The sequence below is a fragment of the Collinsella sp. AM15-2 genome (assembly GCF_003471985.1).
GTDB lineage: Bacteria > Actinomycetota > Coriobacteriia > Coriobacteriales > Coriobacteriaceae > Collinsella.
The window spans coordinates 26,704-41,583 of sequence record NZ_QRKO01000013.1; the positions used below are offsets into that span (position 1 = coordinate 26,704).

A 14,880-nucleotide genomic window follows, 5' to 3' on the forward strand; every position below is an offset into this window, starting at 1 on the left:
GTCGGCATGGGAGAGGCCTCGTGTCCTAAAGCTACCATTGTCGTCCCCGTTTACAACTCCGTGCGCTCCATTCAGCGATGCCTCGATTCGTTGTTGGCCCAGTCCGAGCGCTCGATTCAGGTTGTCTGCGTCAACGACGGTTCGACTGATGATTCGTTGAACGTGTTGCGCCAGATCGCGCAGGCCGACGATCGCGTGCTGGTGATTGACCAGGAAAACGCGGGCGTCTCGTGTGCTCGAAATGCCGGTATCGATGCCGCCGAGGGCGAGACCGTCTTTTTTGTGGACGCCGACGATTGCATCGATGCCCAGACGGTCGAGCGCGTGCTGCATGCCATGGAGTCTGCAGATGCCGAGGCCGCCGTTTTTGGCGGCGTCTGTGAACCTGCCGATGCTGCCCCCAAACGCGTCCAGCAACTCATGAGCCCCAAAGCCGGTACCTTCGGCGCCCTTGATCCCCAACTGCTGTTCCATTCGAATGCGCAGCCCTATGCCTGTCGTGCGGCTTTTTCGCGCGAGCTGCTCAATCGCGAAGGCATTCGCTTCGCCCCCGGTTTGGCTTTGGGCGAGGACGTCGTCTTCCAATTTGCGGCTTATGCGCTTGCCCGCAAGACCGTCGTCATGCCGGACAAGTTCTACCACTACGTGATGGAGAGCGAATCGGCGACGCACGAGTTCAACAGTGCCGAGGCTCGCGCCAAAAAGCTTGACACCCACATGAGGATGCTCGAGGAGGTCTTGGAGGACTGGGCGGCCTACGGTCTTTTGGACCTGTGTCCCGGCGAGCTGATAACTTGGTTTTTAGACCTCATTGTGTTCGACCTGGCGCGCTTGGATGCCGATGACTTCCATCGCGTGGCGGCTCGCGTCAACATGGACCTCACGACGTTTTTGGGAACGGAGTGGGCGGATATGCCTGCTAAGGGCGCCGTTTGCCGTGTTGCCCACAAGCTCGTTGCGGCGACCTCGGGCGTTTCGATGGCAGACGCCACGCTGTTCTATCTTTCGACTCGCGGTCTCAAAGCCTGCCTGGAGCGCTTTATCTAATTCCAAGCGCTGCCGCCCGCCGCAACTCGGCTGCTAAAAAAACCCTGTTACACGCTATTCAACAGGAGGTTCTCTTGCAGAACTCTGATACCCCTAAAGTTTCGCTGCTTGTTCCCATCTGCAATGTCGAGCGCTATCTGCGCGAGTGCCTCGATTCCGCCGTGGCGCAGACGCTCAAGGACATTGAGATCATTTGCATCAACGATGGCTCTACCGATAGCTCGCCGGATATCATTCGCGAGTACATGGAGCGCGATGAGCGCGTCAAGATGATCGACAAGGCCAACAGCGGCTACGGCGACTCGATGAACCGCGGCTTGGAGATGGCGCGCGGTGAGTACGTGGGCATCCTTGAGTCCGATGACTTTATGTTTGAGGACTCGCTCCAAAAGCTGGTCGCCAAGGCCGATGCTGAACATGCCGATGTGGTAAAGGGCGACTTTTACCTGTATTGGTCCACGCCCAGCGAGCGCCGTGAACTGTTTGGGATTATTGACGAGCACATGACAGGCGCGGCGTATCGCCCCGTCGATCGTCCGGGGATCTTCTACCGCAAACCTTCCATTTGGTCGGCTATCTATCGACGCGAGTTCCTCAACGACAATCAGATTCGGTTCCTTCCCACGCCGGGTGCCTCGTATCAGGACGCAGGCTTTAACTTTAAGGTTTGGGCTTGCGCCGAGCGTGCCGCGTTTATTGCGGACCCCATTTTGTGCTATCGCCAGGATAACGAGAAGAGCTCCGTTAATTCGCCCAACAAGGTGTTTTGCGTGTGCGACGAATATGCCGAGATGCAACGTTTTTTGGACGAGCGTCCCGAGCTCAAGGCTCAGCTCCAGGGCATTTTAATGCGCATGAAGGTCGATGCGTACCGTTGGAATGATGAACGCCTGGTCGATGAGCTGCGTGAGCAGTTTTGGAAGAAAGCCTCGCCCGAGCTCAAGGCCGATTGGGATGCCGGTCGCTTTGACCTGTCGCTGTTCGATCCGCGTGGCGAGACCGACTTGCGCCTGATGGTCAAATCGCCCCGTGTCTATATCGATTCGCGCTTTGACTTTAAGAAACCGGGCAAGCTCAATACGTTTAAGCACTACTTTAAGATCGGCGGCCTGCCGCTGGTCTGGCGCGTGCTGACGTATCAGCACGTCTACGGCGACAATCCGCACCCCGATGACGTTCCGGCCGCACAGTAGGAGCACTTGACTATGGCTACTTCCAAGATTTCTGTTGTCGTTCCCATCTATAAAGTGGAGGAGTGCCTGGCCTGGTGCCTGGACTCCCTGCTTGCGCAGGACATGCCCGATTGGGAAGGCGTACTGGTTAACGATGGCTCGCCGGATGGTTCGCGCGATATTGCGGCTGCCTATTGCGAAAAGGACGCGCGCTTTACGCTGGTCGATAAGGAGAACGGCGGCCTGTCGAGCGCGCGTAATGCGGGCATTGCTGCGTCCACGGCGCCTATCGTTGCGTTTTTGGATTCCGACGACCGGTTTACGCTCGATGCATGCCGCGTGATCGTCGATGCCTTTGAGCGCGAGGACTGCGACGTTTTGACCTTTGGCGCGAATCCGTATCCGCTCGAGGCGGGGTATCCGTGGCTTAAATATGTGCTGAGCCCGCGCGATGTGTCGTTTGAAGGCTATAGCTCTGACCTGCTGTTTAAGGAAGCGTCTCGCCCCTTTGCATGGCGCACCGCCTGCAAGCGTGAGTTTTTGCTGGGCAACGGGATCGTGTTTGACGAAACCGTTAAGTATGGCGAGGACCAGGTCTTCGATTTTGCCGTGTACGGTCGTTCGCGTAAGACCGCGCTTATCTCGAACAAGCTGTATGACTACCGCGTGGCGCGCAAGGGCTCGCTTATGGACACCATGCGTTATGACGACGAGACGCGACTGCTGGAGCACGTGAAGATTTACTCCGCGGTGCTGGCTGACTGGCAACGCGACGGTCTCGATGTCCAGTATGCCGATGACCTGGCGTACTTCCTATGCGATCTGGTGCTGTACGATGCGCTCAGGTTGCTGGGTTCGGACTGCAGCAAGGTGTTTGCCGCTGTTGCCGCGGCGCTTGCCGGTTCTGCCGTGGGCAGCGATGCTGCGCTCGCACAATGCGCTCCTTCTGTTGCCGCTATGGTGCGTGCGGCGCTTACCAGCAAGGCCCCCAATGCCCGTGAGTGCAAAAAGCTCATGTTCGATTACGACGTCTTGAGGTTTGGACGCCTGGGTGCCTGCAAACGTATGGCAGCGAACGCCCTGGGAAAGCGAGAAGTGTAGATGAGTATCAAGCGTTTGGCACTTTGCCGCAGTCAGGGCCGTCTGTTTGTGCTGCTTCGTTTTGCCGGTCAGGATGTCGCCGCGCTTATTGAACGGGAGGGTTCTCAAGCGTTTGCCCATGCGACGACGAGCGGTTCTTGTGTGCCGTCGCTGGTGCTCCCGGTCGATCATGGCCGTGTGCTGGCGCTTTGCCCTTCCGTTTCCGATTACGAGCGCGAGCTCGCCGTCTTGGTGCTTCCCTTTTTGGACAGCTCGTCGATGGATGTCGTTTTTGCATCCGGTGGCCAAAGGTTGGGCTCCATTCGCCTCGATAGCCGCGTGGCCAAGCTGGAATCCAAGATTAACTACAAAGCAAAGTCTGCGTTGTGCGCACTGATTCGCGATGCGCAGCGCGGCGAATGCAGCGGTCGCTACGAGATCGATGCCATTCGCTATTTGCCGGCAGACGCCGGCGCGGTGTGGCGCTATGAGGTTACCTGGGCGGGAGACCCCCAGTGCGCACCTGAGTTCCAGATCTTCGATACGCATATGAACGCCATCGATGTCACCGTGCATGTGTTTGAGTCGCAGACCGATGTGCCGCAACAGAACGGATGCCGTGTCAATAAAACGTATCTGAGCGTTGAGATGCCTTGGGATATACGAGATTTTGTCGCGATTGCGAGCGATCTCACGGAGCAGATTCAGAGTGGTTTTTGCGCTATGGATGGTCGCCTGTACAACGGCATGGTCGACGACAGTTGGAACCGCATGAAGGACGCGCGTGCAGACGACGCAGCTTATCGACGTTGGTTTGAGCAGCATCGCGCAAAGTCGGGCGATTTGGCGTGCCAGCGTGTCGCTTCGGTGACCTTTGCCTATAGGCCGCTCGTGAGCATTGTGGTGCCGTGCTACAAAACCGATCGGGTCTACCTGCGCGAGCTGCTGGACTCGGTGCTAGCCCAGAGCTATGACAACTGGGAATTGCTGCTTATGGACGCCTCGCCCGAATGGGATGCGGTGGCCAATCTTGCGGCTGCCGCCAATGACGAGCGGGTTTGTCGTATTGAGCTGCCTGGCAACGGCGGCATTGTGCTCAACACCAACGCTGGTATTCAGCAGGCGACTGGAGACTACATCGCGTTCTTGGACCATGACGACATTCTGGAACCGGACGCGTTATTCCAGTATGTTTCCGCGCTGAACAAGGCTGCCGAGGGCGAGCGTCCCCAGGTCCTGTTCTGCGACGAGGACATGTTCCAGAAAACGGGGGAGTGGGGCCAGCCGGTCTTTAAGACGCAGCTCAACGTTGACCTGCTCTATAGCCATAACTGCGTGACGCATTTCCTGATGGTGGAGAAGGCGCTTATCGATCGTATTGGCATGTCCCCAGAAGACGTTGCGGGCGCCCAGGACTACGACCTGACGCTTCGCTGCCTTGCGGCGGGCGCGCGGTTTGAGCATGTTGCGCACGTGCTGTATCACTGGCGCGTTCATCCGGGGTCGACCGCCGATGGCTCTGCCGATAGCAAGCCGTATGCCATTGAAGCCGGGCGCCTTGCGCTGCAGCGTCACTTTAACGAGCTGGGCATTTGCGGAACGGTCGAGGAGACCGAGACGCCGTTTGTCTATCGCATGCGCTATGCGCTGCCGGAGCCTGCGCCGCTGGTGAGCATTGTGATTCCCACCAAGGACCACGTTGAGACGCTCGATGCCTGTGTGATGTCGATTGCCCAGAAGGCCACGTATGCCAACTATGAGATCGTCTTGGTGGAGAACAACAGCGAAGCCCCGGAGACGTTTGCGTATTACGAAATCCTGCCGGAGCGCGTGACCGCTACGTCTGGCGGTAAGGGCACTGCGCGCGTTGTGTACTGGCCGGGTGAGTTCAATTACTCCCAGATCATCAACTTTGGCGTTGAGCATGCTAAGGGCGACTATCTACTGCTGCTCAACAACGATACCGAGGTCATAAGCCCGGACTTTATCGAAGAGATGATGGGTTATCTGCAGCGTCCCGATGCGGGCGTGGTGGGTGCCAAACTCTATTTTGCCGATCATCTGGTGCAGCATGCCGGCATTTTGGTTGGCGTGCGTGGTGCGCTTGCCCATGCTAACCAGGACTTCTCGGCAAAGCGTGAGGGCTATCTTGCCCGCGCTGTGCGTCCGGGCAACTTTAGCGCCGTAACGGGCGCCTGCCAGATGGTCCGACGCGAGGTGTTTGAGCAGGTTGAAGGTTACGACGAGGAGCTCGCCGTTGGCTTTAACGATGCAGATTTTTGCCTGCGCGCATGGGAGGCGGGCTACCGCACCATCTTTACGCCTTATGCCGAGCTGTACCACTACGAGTTCACTTCGCGCGGCAGGGAAGAGGCCAACGAGGAAAAGCTGCGCCGCTGGAAGCGAGAGCAGGCACTGTTCATGCAGCGCTGGCCGGAGTTCTTCCTCGATGGCGATCCGTGGTTGGGGCCAAACCTATCTGCCGAGAGTGAGTATTTCTCGGTCTAAGGCAATGGGTTTAGGAAGTCCTGAACTTTCTTTCGCTATGAGCTTGGAAGAAAGCAATGGTGGACTACTAACTAAGTCATATTACGAAAGCTCGATACTTCCGCGATAAGTTTATACAAGCTTATACAGCTCGATATTATTCGATATAAGTAGATATCGCACTTGCCTTTGCCGGCTTACCCGCCGGCGTTATGGATCTTATTAACGGCAAGGCGCTTACGTTCTTGCGTCGTGCCCTCTCCGAAGATCTGGCGCCTATCAACCAGGTGGAGGTAGCGCTCTCTATGGGCGATAGCTTTGTCGCGACTGGTTTGACCATAGAGGACGATCTTCTGTCGAGAGCCGCTAAGGCCACTAAGGGCTATGCCTATCTGGTGCAACTGGTCGGTTACTCCATTTGGCAACGCGCCAACTTGCATCGTGCCAAAAGTGCCATTGTGAGCGAGGGCGACGTCACCGAAGGCATTGCGCTGGCAGAGGCTCGTTTTCACGATGTTGTTCACGAGCCCGCGATTTCTGGACTTGGACTCAACGATATCAAATACCTTTTGGCCATGTGCGAGGATAAGCAGCAGTCCAAATCATCTGAGATTGCTAAACGCATGGGTAAAAAGACCAATGAGGTCAGCTCTATTAGGGCTAAGCTGCTTCAAAGAGAGGTTATTCAAGCTCCGCAGAGGGGCTACGTGCAGTTTGCCGTGCCGGACCTAGATATCTATCTGCGAGAGAACGCCGCGGAGATTCTCGAGCGGTTCTAAATCGAGGCATGAATAGCCGCCGGTTAACTGCCCTTGTCGACTTGGCTCGCGTCCCCCCCAATCTAGTAGACTCTGAACCGTTGCTAGATTGGGGGGATTTTCCATGAAACGCTCCATGAAACGAGTTTCCGGGGCCGTTCGGATGCCGTGGCGCAGCAGGGACTTGAGCTTCTCGGCGAACACCTGCTCTTTCGAGTTCGCAAGCAGGCAGACGCCCTCCTGCCGGTGTGCCACGTCGAACCACAGCTCGTCCTGCTCCATCGCAGCGCTCGCGTGGACCCCCAGGTCGAGCTTCGTGTCGAACGTGCTGCGCCCGTCGCTGACCTTGAGGTTGACGCGCCTGCCCTTGTAGTCCTGCTGCGACAGCTCCTCTATCTCGCCGGCGATGCGGACGGTTACGCCGTCGCCGAGGTTCGAGAGGGCGGACACAAAGGAGCGAATGGAGGCGTCGGTCATCGGGTACCGCACGAAGTCGAGGTCTATGTCCTGGGTTGCGCGGCGCCCGCTCCCCGACAGCGCGCACATCAGGACCCCTCCCTTGACCGTCACTCGGTCGCGCATGCCGGATGCCGCCAGCTTTGAGAGGATCACGTCCTGGCAGACGCGCGCGGTCGCGTTGAGGCAGGAGTAGCCCTCCTCGCGCTCGTAGCGCGCCCTCATCTCGTTCAGGTCCATCAGAATACCTCCTCCATGGCGCGCTCGAGGTGTGCCTCGCCGTGCGGGATTGCCTCCGCGTAGTCCTGCAGCCTGTATATGTCCAGCCGCTCCGACCGCCTGCGGAACGAGGCGACGGCCTCCCGGTAGAGGTCGTAGGGCAGCTTGTTGCGCGAGCGCATGAGCTCGAGGAGCATGCGCTCGGGGTCGTAAGCGGCAAGCTCGGTCCCGTCCACCGAGACGGTCGACCTCCCGACGCCCAGCCATCCCTCCGGGATGAAGTGCTGGCGCACGGCGGCGTCGCGTATCTTGGTCCCACCGCGCTTCGTGGCCAGGTCGATCCGGTCGGGGGGCGCGGTCACGAGCCCGTGGGCGTAGAGCGCGGTCTGCCCGGTCAGGATGCCCCCGGGGTAGCGCTTCGCGATCACGGCGAGGGCGTCCTCGTCCCGGTTGGTCGAGTACATCCCTCGGCCGACGGGGTGGAGCGTCCCTTCCGACACCGCCTTGCGAACGCGGTACCTGCTCCCGAGTTCAGCCAGCGCCTCCCGGTAGGTGATCACCATGCCGGCCTCCCCTCGAAAGCCATATAAGCCTACATCTGATGACAATTGTAGGCTTATATGGCTTTTCATGGAACGACTCATTGCGGCACCTCCCTCGCCATGACGGTGCCTTACTTTGATGGCCCTTTCCTCGTTTGCATCTGCTATATGAAGGAACGTCGATTCTGGTGCTCGGGCGAAGGCGCTACGCGATGAAATTCTCCACCAGCGTAACCATGGAGTCCTTCTCGCTTGGGTCAGAGAGGGCAATCATGAGCGTCATGGCCGCGAGCGCGTTGCCCTCCACGCGGAGTCTTTCGCCGTTGCGCAGTATCCCGTTCTTGTCGAGGAAGTGAATGAAGAGCGCCGCTGCAGAGCGCTTGTTGCCATCCAAGAATGGATGGTCCTTCACTACGAGGTAGAGAAGGTTGGCGGCCTTTGCTTGAACGGAGGGATATAGGTCTTGGTCGCCAAAGCCCTGATAGAGGGCGCTGATGATTCCGGCGAACTGGTTGTCCCGCTCTCGTCCGAACAGGGTGGACGACGAGTAGAACGGTAGGCTGCGGATGACTTCGAGGGCTTCGGTGTAACCGAGCTCCCAGTTGGGCTCGTTGCCCCGGGGCGCCTTCATCCTTCCCGTGTCGTATTCATCGAGCAGAGTCAGGCTCGGAAGGTACTTCTGTAGAATTTCTGCCGCACCGGAGAGTTCCGGAGTACTCGACCTCTCGAGGACCTTGAAGACCGTTCCGAGCGCCTCGAGTCTCTTTTGGTTGATGGAGTATCCCTGGAGTAGATGCTGCTTGAGCACGCCATTTGCCCACCGGCGGAAGTACACGCCCTGCTGAGACTTCACGCGGTAGCCAACCGAGATGATCATGTCGAGGTTGTAGTGCTCGACCTGACGTTTGACCGTTCTTGTTCCCTCTAAGCGAACTATTTCAAAAAATGAAATAGTTCGAATTCCGGCAAGCTCTTCCTTTGCTGCGGAATGAATGTGCTTGGAGATAGTCGGCACTCCGCGCCCGAACAACGTCGCCATCTGCTGCTGGGTTAGCCAGACCGTATCGCCGTCGACGCGCACGTCAAGGTGGACTGCGTGGTCGGGGTCCTCGTACAAAGCGATCTGCTGGCTTGCGTTGGAATTGTCCATGATGTATGCCCCTTCGGTTTAGTCGACATGCTATGATCCGCACGCCGGAGGACGAGTGGTTTCAACATGCCGGTATTGCGTAGCTTCAACCGGCATCCCGCCGGTCAGTCGGCGTCGCGTGCGCCGGCTAAGCCAGGGTCGGGGCAGCGGGGATCCGCGGCGCCGGCGCTTCGTACCATTGGGGGCCTCCGAAGCGACTTTCACTCTGTCTTATTCTGGTAGATACAGTGTACCACGAAACGCGAACATGCGTACGTATTTCTGTTTAAATTTTAGCTGGACGCGGCGGTGTGTCGTCCTCTGCCTTGTTCTCCGAAGCCAGCTGTATTCCGGGCCGCGGTTCTACAAGGCAGGGGGTAGCCAGATGGATAGGATTATCCTTCTCCTACTTCTCTTGACCTTCCTGGTCATCCTGAGCAAGTAATGGGCTTTAGTGGGTGCCAAGCTCTACTTTGCTGGCCATCTGGTTCAGCTAGCTGGCATTGTGGTCGGCGTGCGCGGCGCCCTTGCCCATGCCAACTGGGACTTTTCGGCAAAGCGCGAGGGATATCTTGCCCGTGCCGTGCACCCGGGCAACTTCAGCGCCGTTACGGGCGCCTGCCAGATGGTCCGTCGCGACGTTTATGAACGGGTTGAAGGCTGCGACGAGAAGTTTGCCGTCGGTTTTAACGATGCGGATTTTTGCCTGCGCGTATGGGGGCTACCGCACCATCTTTACACCTTATGCTGAGCTGCACCACTACGAGTTCACTTCGCGCAGCAGGGAAGAGGCCAGCGAGGAAAAGCTGCGCCGTTGGAAGCGCGAGCAGGCACTGTTTATGCAGCACTGGCTGGAGTTCTTCTTGACGGGTGATCCGTGGCTGGGGCCGAACCTTAGCAGCGAGTGCGTGTATGGTGCGCTGAAAATTACTGTGCTTGTTCTGGCTTGTTGCTAGGCGTAGCGCGCGTCCCGCCGGTTGAGAAGCTCGCAGTAGTTCGACACCGCCTCTACCTGCGGCGCCTGCTCCTGCGGCTCCTCCGGCTGCCCTTGCTGCCCTGCGGCTTACCATCCTACTCACCCACGTATGACTCCCATGCCCCGAGCGGGCAAAAGGAAATGCCCACAACGTCTCCGTTGCGGGCATTCTCCGGGCCGGCCACAAATAGCTTTATCGAATCCGATTGCTCTTCATCATCCGGATCGTTGGCGTCTCGTCGGCAAAGTCATCGTCTATCTGTAGTTCAAGGGGCACCGTAATGGAGCTTCCCAGCGCGGTCGCGGTTCCCGGGGCGAATGCGGGAAGGCGCATGACCTGGCCATTTGATATGGAAGGGATATTGCGGCGAACGTAATCGAGGTCGTAAGAGTTCTGAATGCGGTGGATTATGAAGGTTCCCGTCTGAGAGAGCACGACGCGGGAAAGCTCACTGGGGATTTGGCTGATGGCGGTAAGGTAAATGCCAAACTTACGGCCCTCCCGTGCAATTCGATTGAACACTGAGTCGTCTGTCAGGTCTGCATCCCTGATATAGCGATGCGCCTCGTCAAAAATGAGATAGATGGGTGTCGAGGAGCCTCTTCCTGCATCTAGGCTAGCCTGAAAGAGGGTGCGCGCAACGTAGTGGGAAAACAACTTCAATCCTGACTCGTCGATTATCTGAGATACGTCTAGCACAAGAATGCCATGCCCCTTGTTTAAGAGGGCAGCAATTGACTCGCCCCGCTCAAGTGAGAAGAGGTCTTGCGAATACCTTTCCCTAAGGTTTCTAAGCTGAGTAACCAGCCCCTCTGAATACGACCTTATCTGACGGTTGCCCCGCACTTCTTCTTCGTCGAACACGAAGTCAAGCGCATCAACGACGTCAGAGATTGAGACCTCGCTTTTAGGTTTTTCGTACTCACATAAGATGCGTTCGATATTGGGAAGTCCATCGGACATGTATTCGTCCTCGATGAACTCCTTCAAAAGGGACTCAAGCCCTTCGACGACATCTTTCGATATGTTTCCGTATTCCAGGTTGAAAGACACTAACAGGTTATGAGCGGTCTGAGGGCGAGAGAAAGGTCCGGACTCGCGTTCGAGAATCTTGTTAAGTTCTCCCTCAATCGGCTGGTAATACTTTGAGACCTGAAACTTCCTCGCTGCGTGGCTATCGATGCTCGTGTCCCGAATTGCGGTATATGCAAAGGCAGCAAATAGCTTCTTCTTGCCCTCCTCGTTGAGGTGGGAGTATCTCACGGCCCTCTCAAGCAGAGGTTTCTGGATGCGTCGCGAGGGGTCGAGAATAGCTGACCAGTCATCCATCGACAACTCTCCGGGCGCGAGGTGGTACTCATCAGCGCCGATTCGTCTCGTGCAGCCGTAACCGCCGCGCGTGAGAAAGTCATAATCGCCGTGCAGATCGAAGACGAAGAATCGGGGCTCTGCATCGAGCGCGTCCTCGGCATCTAAGAGCGATGCCGCCCTATCAAGCAGGAGCCGCGCGGTTGAGGACTTTCCCGAGCCGGTATTACCGAGAATAGCGAGATGACCAGAGAACAGGGAATCGATATCAAAAGTGGGTCTTACTGAATCGTACCCAGCGAGGGACCCAATCTCGACTCCTTCCCGCACGCAAAAGACCCTCTTGAGGATTGATTCATCGCAGGCATAGACATTGGAGCCGACCATGGGGAGGTCAACTACGCCGGGCACGTAGGAAGATCCTTCAATCTCTCCAATGGGGACGGCGGTGAAGATATAGCTCGTGCTAAACCTCGACGAAGGCTGGTCGGAATACGGCCTCTCGGCCTCTTCTACGGAAGTCACGCGAAAAATGATCTTTGTCGAGATAGAGAGATAGGAAAAGAGATATTGATTGAGCCCGTTTAGATGCCTTGGCTCGCCATCGAGCATCCGGTCTGAAAAGTCGGAACGTGATGCGCGTAGTCTTATCTTCTCCTGATCCATATAGCAGATGGTGCCGATGAGCCAACCCGGATTGGGAACCTCATTAGTCATTCTTGTCACCAAGCCCCAAAGATCCAGATGCCACATCGTCTCCGAAGGTGATCTCGGGCCCGATAAAGTCAGCAAATTCCGAGAAGTATAGCGGGCGCTTGCGGTCCAGTTCCCTTTCACTTGGATATACGAAATAGGTGTTCGCGCCACCTGCCTTATCGTAGAACACACGTGTAGGGGAACCGACATCTGCTTCTGCCGGGTTGCCGATAAAGGCGAGGAGCGTGAAATCGGGCCTCGCAAGAGCCTGGCTGATAAGGTTTGATATGTGAGAGTCCGCGAAGCTGAATCCACAAGTCAGAAGGACTGTGTTGGGGACGGCGAGGGCATTTACGAACTCGCGGAACATATCGCTATAGGGGGAGCCCTGGGTCAAGGCGTATTTGGAAGTCATCGGGGCGATAAGTTGTCTGTCGCCTTGGTACTCGTCGGTGATGTCGGGAAACCTGGGGACCCTTACGACGTTTCCGTCATAAATCCTCCAGTTGATGGACCCGTGCATCTTGTAAAGGCGAAAGAAGGGGTTCACCGGTTCGTAGTGATCCCTGAATCTCTCGTCGAGGTCAATCGGCCTGCGATGGTATTCCCGCGGGTTGAATGTGGGTATCAGCCCGTTCGAGAACCCGTCCACATAGGCGTAGCCGCTCGATTCAAGGGCCATCTCATGAAATAGGTCGTAGTTTGTTGTGAAGAGATTAACGACGTCGAAGGCAGCTTGACCACCGCGCGCAAGGATCTGTCGCGATACGCCAAGTCCCTGAACAAACTTACGATAGCTATCAAGGACGTCGGAGTGCTCCGCGCTGTATTTGATGTCGACGGACTCGAGAAAGGCCTTGCGAACTGCATCGGAAACCCTCTTGTCGTCATCGGCGCTATCTAGAGAGCCCTCGATGCGCTGACTCAGCCACGAGAGGAGGTTCTCTATGTTCGAGTACTTCGCAGGGTCTTCGTTATCTCGACAGGCAATTTTAGTTATCCGACTTTCCAGAAGGATAGATAGATCGGGATCGTTGAGCTTGAGGTCCGCTCGCAAGTTCCTGAAGGTTTCACCCATCAGGGGAATGGCCGGAGTAGATGCGCCAGAGCCGATAAGCGTGGCTAGGTTAATCGACCTGGAAAGAATGCCTTGAACAAAATGTCTGGCTTCTACCGCGTTTACCTCACGCCTTGTTGCACCCCTCTGCAAGGTAAAAAGGGGTTTGGAGGATTCTTTCTGCATATCGGAGGACACGTTGCCCGGTATGTTTATTGCGTTGTCAGACATGCATGCTCCCAATAAACTCAAGAACTCCTGCTCGAACGCGCCCGGGAACTGAAACATCCGCTCCTTGCCCCCGATGCTCACGTAGATCGAGCCGCCGTCTATCCTCGTCACGGTGCCGGCGCCCCATGCCTTGTGGCGCACCTTGCACCCGGCTCCCAGTGCGTTCAACTGGGCCTTGTTCGACGCCGGCCGCGCCGCTGTCGGCCGCGGTTTTCGGCTTCTCTGCGCCAGCCTTTCTCGCCGCGACGGCACCGTGTATGCAGTCGGTCGCGCTCTTGCGGTAGCGCGAGGCCACCACGGAAAGCTTGCGTCGCAGCACCTCAGCGAGGAAGTTGCCGTTGTCGTACGGCGGCTCCAGGAACCGGGAGTCGATGCGCTCCGTCTCGGATTTCACCATGTCAAGCATGGCGTTCACCTCGCACTCGTTGGTGAAGACCTCGCCAACGTCCTGAACGCGCTCCTTTGATTTACCCTGTACAGCCAAAAAACACCCCTTAGCCCATGCCGGCGGATCAGAAAACCGCAGCATAAAACACTAGTGAACAATTCTAACAGAAGGTGCGGACGCAATATTGCATCTGTTCCCAAGCGGAGCCTTTGCAGCAACCGCCACGGGACGCAGGCCAACCGTTCATTATTATGCCCCCCAGCGGAGCAACCACTGCCACGTGCTCGCCCGTCGGGGGCCGCCCGCGCCGAACTTGCGTTCGCTCCGGGTGCCGAGCTGGGTCGGTCGCGCCGCGGGCCGCCCATGCGCGTGGAATGGCCTCGTAGCCGAGTCCCAGGTACGCGAGCACCGGTGTCGCCGCCGCGCCCGCGATGCCCAGCCAGAACGCCAGCGGCTTCGTGCGGACCCTCCAGTTGATGCCCATAGGTCTTCTCCTTCCATGGGCAATTCAAAGGGGCTGGTCGCCTGCGCGCCGCGGAGGAGGCGCAGGTACAGCCCGTACGTGGGCGAGGTCTACGTGGCGCCTGGGAACACCTGCCTGGACGAGAGGGGCAGACACCGCTTCGCGGCCAGCCAAACGGGCTGTGGGTCACAGGCATCACGGAATTCCGCATCCCCGCCGGCAAGTGCACCTCTCGCCGGCGATCAATTGCTTCAACGGAATGCCCGTCGGCTGGTCCATCGGCACGCCCCCGAACGCGGTGCTTGCCAACTCATCGCTCCTGCGGGCCTGCTCGCAGCTTGCGTATGGTGAGCACCACTGGGTGCACTCCGACCGCGGCAGCCATTACCGGTGGCCCGGTTGGATCGCCATCTGCGATGGGCACGGCATCGTGCGCTCGATGACGAGGAAGGGGTGCTCACCCGACAATTCAAGGGCGGAGGGCTTCTTCGGCAGGCTGAAGGTGGAGTCCTTCCACGGAAGGGGCTGGGACGATGCTGGCATGGGGGAGTTCATGGAGATGCCGGACGCCTATCTGTTCTGGTACCGCGACAAGCGCCGCAAGAGCGACCTGGGCTATATGAGCCCGATGCAGTTCCGAAGAAGCCTAGGTCCTGTAGCGTAGGAACACAGTCCGGGGTTTCCACTGCAGTCCCCGGTGTTCAGTTTAGCCTTGACAGAAGCAGTCCACCTGGAGCGCAACGTCGCGGAGTGGTGCCGCCACAAGCGCGTCGGGGGCGCCACCGTTGCCGCGCTGAAGGCCGCCTTCATGGACAAGCTCGGTAAGGTCGCGTAGGATATCGGCCGACAACGGCCCTGGAGGGGCTTACA

15 protein-coding genes are annotated in these 14,880 nt (G+C 57.8%); 8 read left to right on the forward strand and 7 right to left on the reverse strand.

What is annotated here, in order from left to right; translation table 11 throughout:
• Window positions 1–6 precede the first annotated feature (6 nt).
• The 5 genes from DW171_RS06780 to DW171_RS06800 all read left to right on the forward strand — a co-directional run bounded on the left by DW171_RS06780 (window position 7) and on the right by DW171_RS06800 (window position 6,565).
• Window positions 7–1,047 carry a glycosyltransferase gene (locus DW171_RS06780; RefSeq protein ID WP_117640954.1) on the forward strand — a complete coding sequence of 347 codons (1,041 nt, stop codon included), beginning with the start codon at window positions 7–9 and terminating at the stop codon, window positions 1,045–1,047.
• 74 nt (window positions 1,048–1,121) lie between these two features.
• The gene (locus DW171_RS06785) at window positions 1,122–2,240 is read left to right on the forward strand and encodes a glycosyltransferase family 2 protein (RefSeq protein ID WP_158571029.1); all 1,119 of its coding nucleotides are present in this window, start codon (window positions 1,122–1,124) and stop codon (window positions 2,238–2,240) included.
• Between the two features lie 12 nt (window positions 2,241–2,252).
• Window positions 2,253–3,320 carry a glycosyltransferase family 2 protein gene (locus DW171_RS06790; RefSeq protein WP_118270786.1) on the forward strand — a complete coding sequence of 356 codons (1,068 nt, stop codon included), beginning with the start codon at window positions 2,253–2,255 and terminating at the stop codon, window positions 3,318–3,320.
• Window positions 3,321–5,807: a glycosyltransferase gene (locus DW171_RS06795; protein ID WP_118270787.1), complete on the forward strand. Its 2,487-nt coding sequence runs from the start codon at window positions 3,321–3,323 to the stop codon at window positions 5,805–5,807.
• 191 nt (window positions 5,808–5,998) lie between these two features.
• Window positions 5,999–6,565, forward strand: coding sequence for a hypothetical protein (locus DW171_RS06800; RefSeq protein WP_187360521.1), 567 nt, complete (start codon window positions 5,999–6,001; stop codon window positions 6,563–6,565).
• On the opposite strand, the gene DW171_RS06805 is transcribed toward DW171_RS06800, so the two are convergent.
• The 3 genes from DW171_RS06805 to rhuM form a co-directional block, all read right to left on the reverse strand.
• Entirely contained in the window at window positions 6,515–7,240 is a 726-nt protein-coding gene (locus DW171_RS06805) for a nucleotidyl transferase AbiEii/AbiGii toxin family protein (protein WP_158571030.1), read from the reverse strand. The two genes, DW171_RS06800 and DW171_RS06805, sit on opposite strands and share 51 nt — an antisense overlap.
• A complete protein-coding gene (locus DW171_RS10170) occupies window positions 7,240–7,782 on the reverse strand; it encodes a hypothetical protein (protein ID WP_055252273.1) in 543 nt (180 codons plus the stop codon). Before DW171_RS10170 ends, DW171_RS06805 begins: the two co-directional genes overlap by 1 nt.
• A 184-nt stretch (window positions 7,783–7,966) precedes the next feature.
• On the reverse strand, window positions 7,967–8,911 hold the full coding sequence (rhuM, locus tag DW171_RS06810; protein WP_118270789.1) for a RhuM family protein: 945 nt from the start codon (window positions 8,909–8,911) through the stop codon (window positions 7,967–7,969).
• 433 nt (window positions 8,912–9,344) lie between these two features.
• On the opposite strand from rhuM, the gene DW171_RS06815 reads away from it, so the two are divergent.
• The gene (locus DW171_RS06815) at window positions 9,345–9,641 is read left to right on the forward strand and encodes a hypothetical protein (RefSeq protein ID WP_055252705.1); all 297 of its coding nucleotides are present in this window, start codon (window positions 9,345–9,347) and stop codon (window positions 9,639–9,641) included.
• A 418-nt stretch (window positions 9,642–10,059) separates the two neighbouring features.
• Here DW171_RS06815 and DW171_RS06820 read toward each other — a convergent pair whose 3' ends face one another.
• The 4 genes from DW171_RS06820 to DW171_RS06835 form a co-directional block, all read right to left on the reverse strand.
• Window positions 10,060–11,841: an ATP-binding protein gene (locus tag DW171_RS06820; RefSeq protein ID WP_158570936.1), complete on the reverse strand. Its 1,782-nt coding sequence runs from the start codon at window positions 11,839–11,841 to the stop codon at window positions 10,060–10,062.
• Between the two features lie 43 nt (window positions 11,842–11,884).
• On the reverse strand, window positions 11,885–13,159 hold the full coding sequence (locus DW171_RS06825; protein ID WP_158571031.1) for an SIR2 family protein: 1,275 nt from the start codon (window positions 13,157–13,159) through the stop codon (window positions 11,885–11,887).
• Window positions 13,152–13,643: a hypothetical protein gene (locus DW171_RS10320; RefSeq protein ID WP_226790515.1), complete on the reverse strand. Its 492-nt coding sequence runs from the start codon at window positions 13,641–13,643 to the stop codon at window positions 13,152–13,154. Before DW171_RS10320 ends, DW171_RS06825 begins: the two co-directional genes overlap by 8 nt.
• A gap of 64 nt (window positions 13,644–13,707) precedes the next feature.
• Window positions 13,708–14,031, reverse strand: a complete 324-nt coding sequence (locus tag DW171_RS06835) for a phage holin (protein WP_118270792.1) — start codon at window positions 14,029–14,031, stop codon at window positions 13,708–13,710.
• Here DW171_RS06835 and DW171_RS10430 point away from each other — a divergent pair.
• Together DW171_RS10430 and DW171_RS10385 are read left to right on the forward strand one after the other, a co-directional pair.
• Window positions 14,024–14,674 (forward strand): DDE-type integrase/transposase/recombinase, encoded by a 651-nt coding sequence (locus tag DW171_RS10430; protein WP_226790514.1) that lies wholly within the window; start codon window positions 14,024–14,026, stop codon window positions 14,672–14,674. The two genes, DW171_RS06835 and DW171_RS10430, sit on opposite strands and share 8 nt — an antisense overlap.
• 48 nt (window positions 14,675–14,722) lie before the next feature.
• Window positions 14,723–14,845 carry a hypothetical protein gene (locus DW171_RS10385; protein ID WP_255413388.1) on the forward strand — a complete coding sequence of 41 codons (123 nt, stop codon included), beginning with the start codon at window positions 14,723–14,725 and terminating at the stop codon, window positions 14,843–14,845.
• The last annotated feature ends 35 nt before the right edge of the window (window positions 14,846–14,880 follow it).

Coding starts and splice junctions, on each gene's coding strand:
- DW171_RS06780 (WP_117640954.1), top strand. CDS start 7: ATGGGAGAGGCCTCGTGTCCTAAAGCTACCATTGTCGTCCCCGTTTAC.
- DW171_RS06790 (WP_118270786.1), top strand. CDS start 2,253: ATGGCTACTTCCAAGATTTCTGTTGTCGTTCCCATCTATAAAGTGGAG.
- DW171_RS06795 (WP_118270787.1), top strand. CDS start 3,321: ATGAGTATCAAGCGTTTGGCACTTTGCCGCAGTCAGGGCCGTCTGTTT.
- DW171_RS06800 (WP_187360521.1), top strand. CDS start 5,999: ATGGATCTTATTAACGGCAAGGCGCTTACGTTCTTGCGTCGTGCCCTC.
- DW171_RS06805 (WP_158571030.1), bottom strand. CDS start 7,240: ATGGACCTGAACGAGATGAGGGCGCGCTACGAGCGCGAGGAGGGCTAC.
- DW171_RS10170 (WP_055252273.1), bottom strand. CDS start 7,782: ATGGTGATCACCTACCGGGAGGCGCTGGCTGAACTCGGGAGCAGGTAC.
- rhuM (WP_118270789.1), bottom strand. CDS start 8,911: ATGGACAATTCCAACGCAAGCCAGCAGATCGCTTTGTACGAGGACCCC.
- DW171_RS06820 (WP_158570936.1), bottom strand. CDS start 11,841: ATGGATCAGGAGAAGATAAGACTACGCGCATCACGTTCCGACTTTTCA.
- DW171_RS06825 (WP_158571031.1), bottom strand. CDS start 13,159: ATGTCTGACAACGCAATAAACATACCGGGCAACGTGTCCTCCGATATG.
- DW171_RS10430 (WP_226790514.1), top strand. CDS start 14,024: ATGCCCATAGGTCTTCTCCTTCCATGGGCAATTCAAAGGGGCTGGTCG.
- DW171_RS06835 (WP_118270792.1), bottom strand. CDS start 14,031: ATGGGCATCAACTGGAGGGTCCGCACGAAGCCGCTGGCGTTCTGGCTG.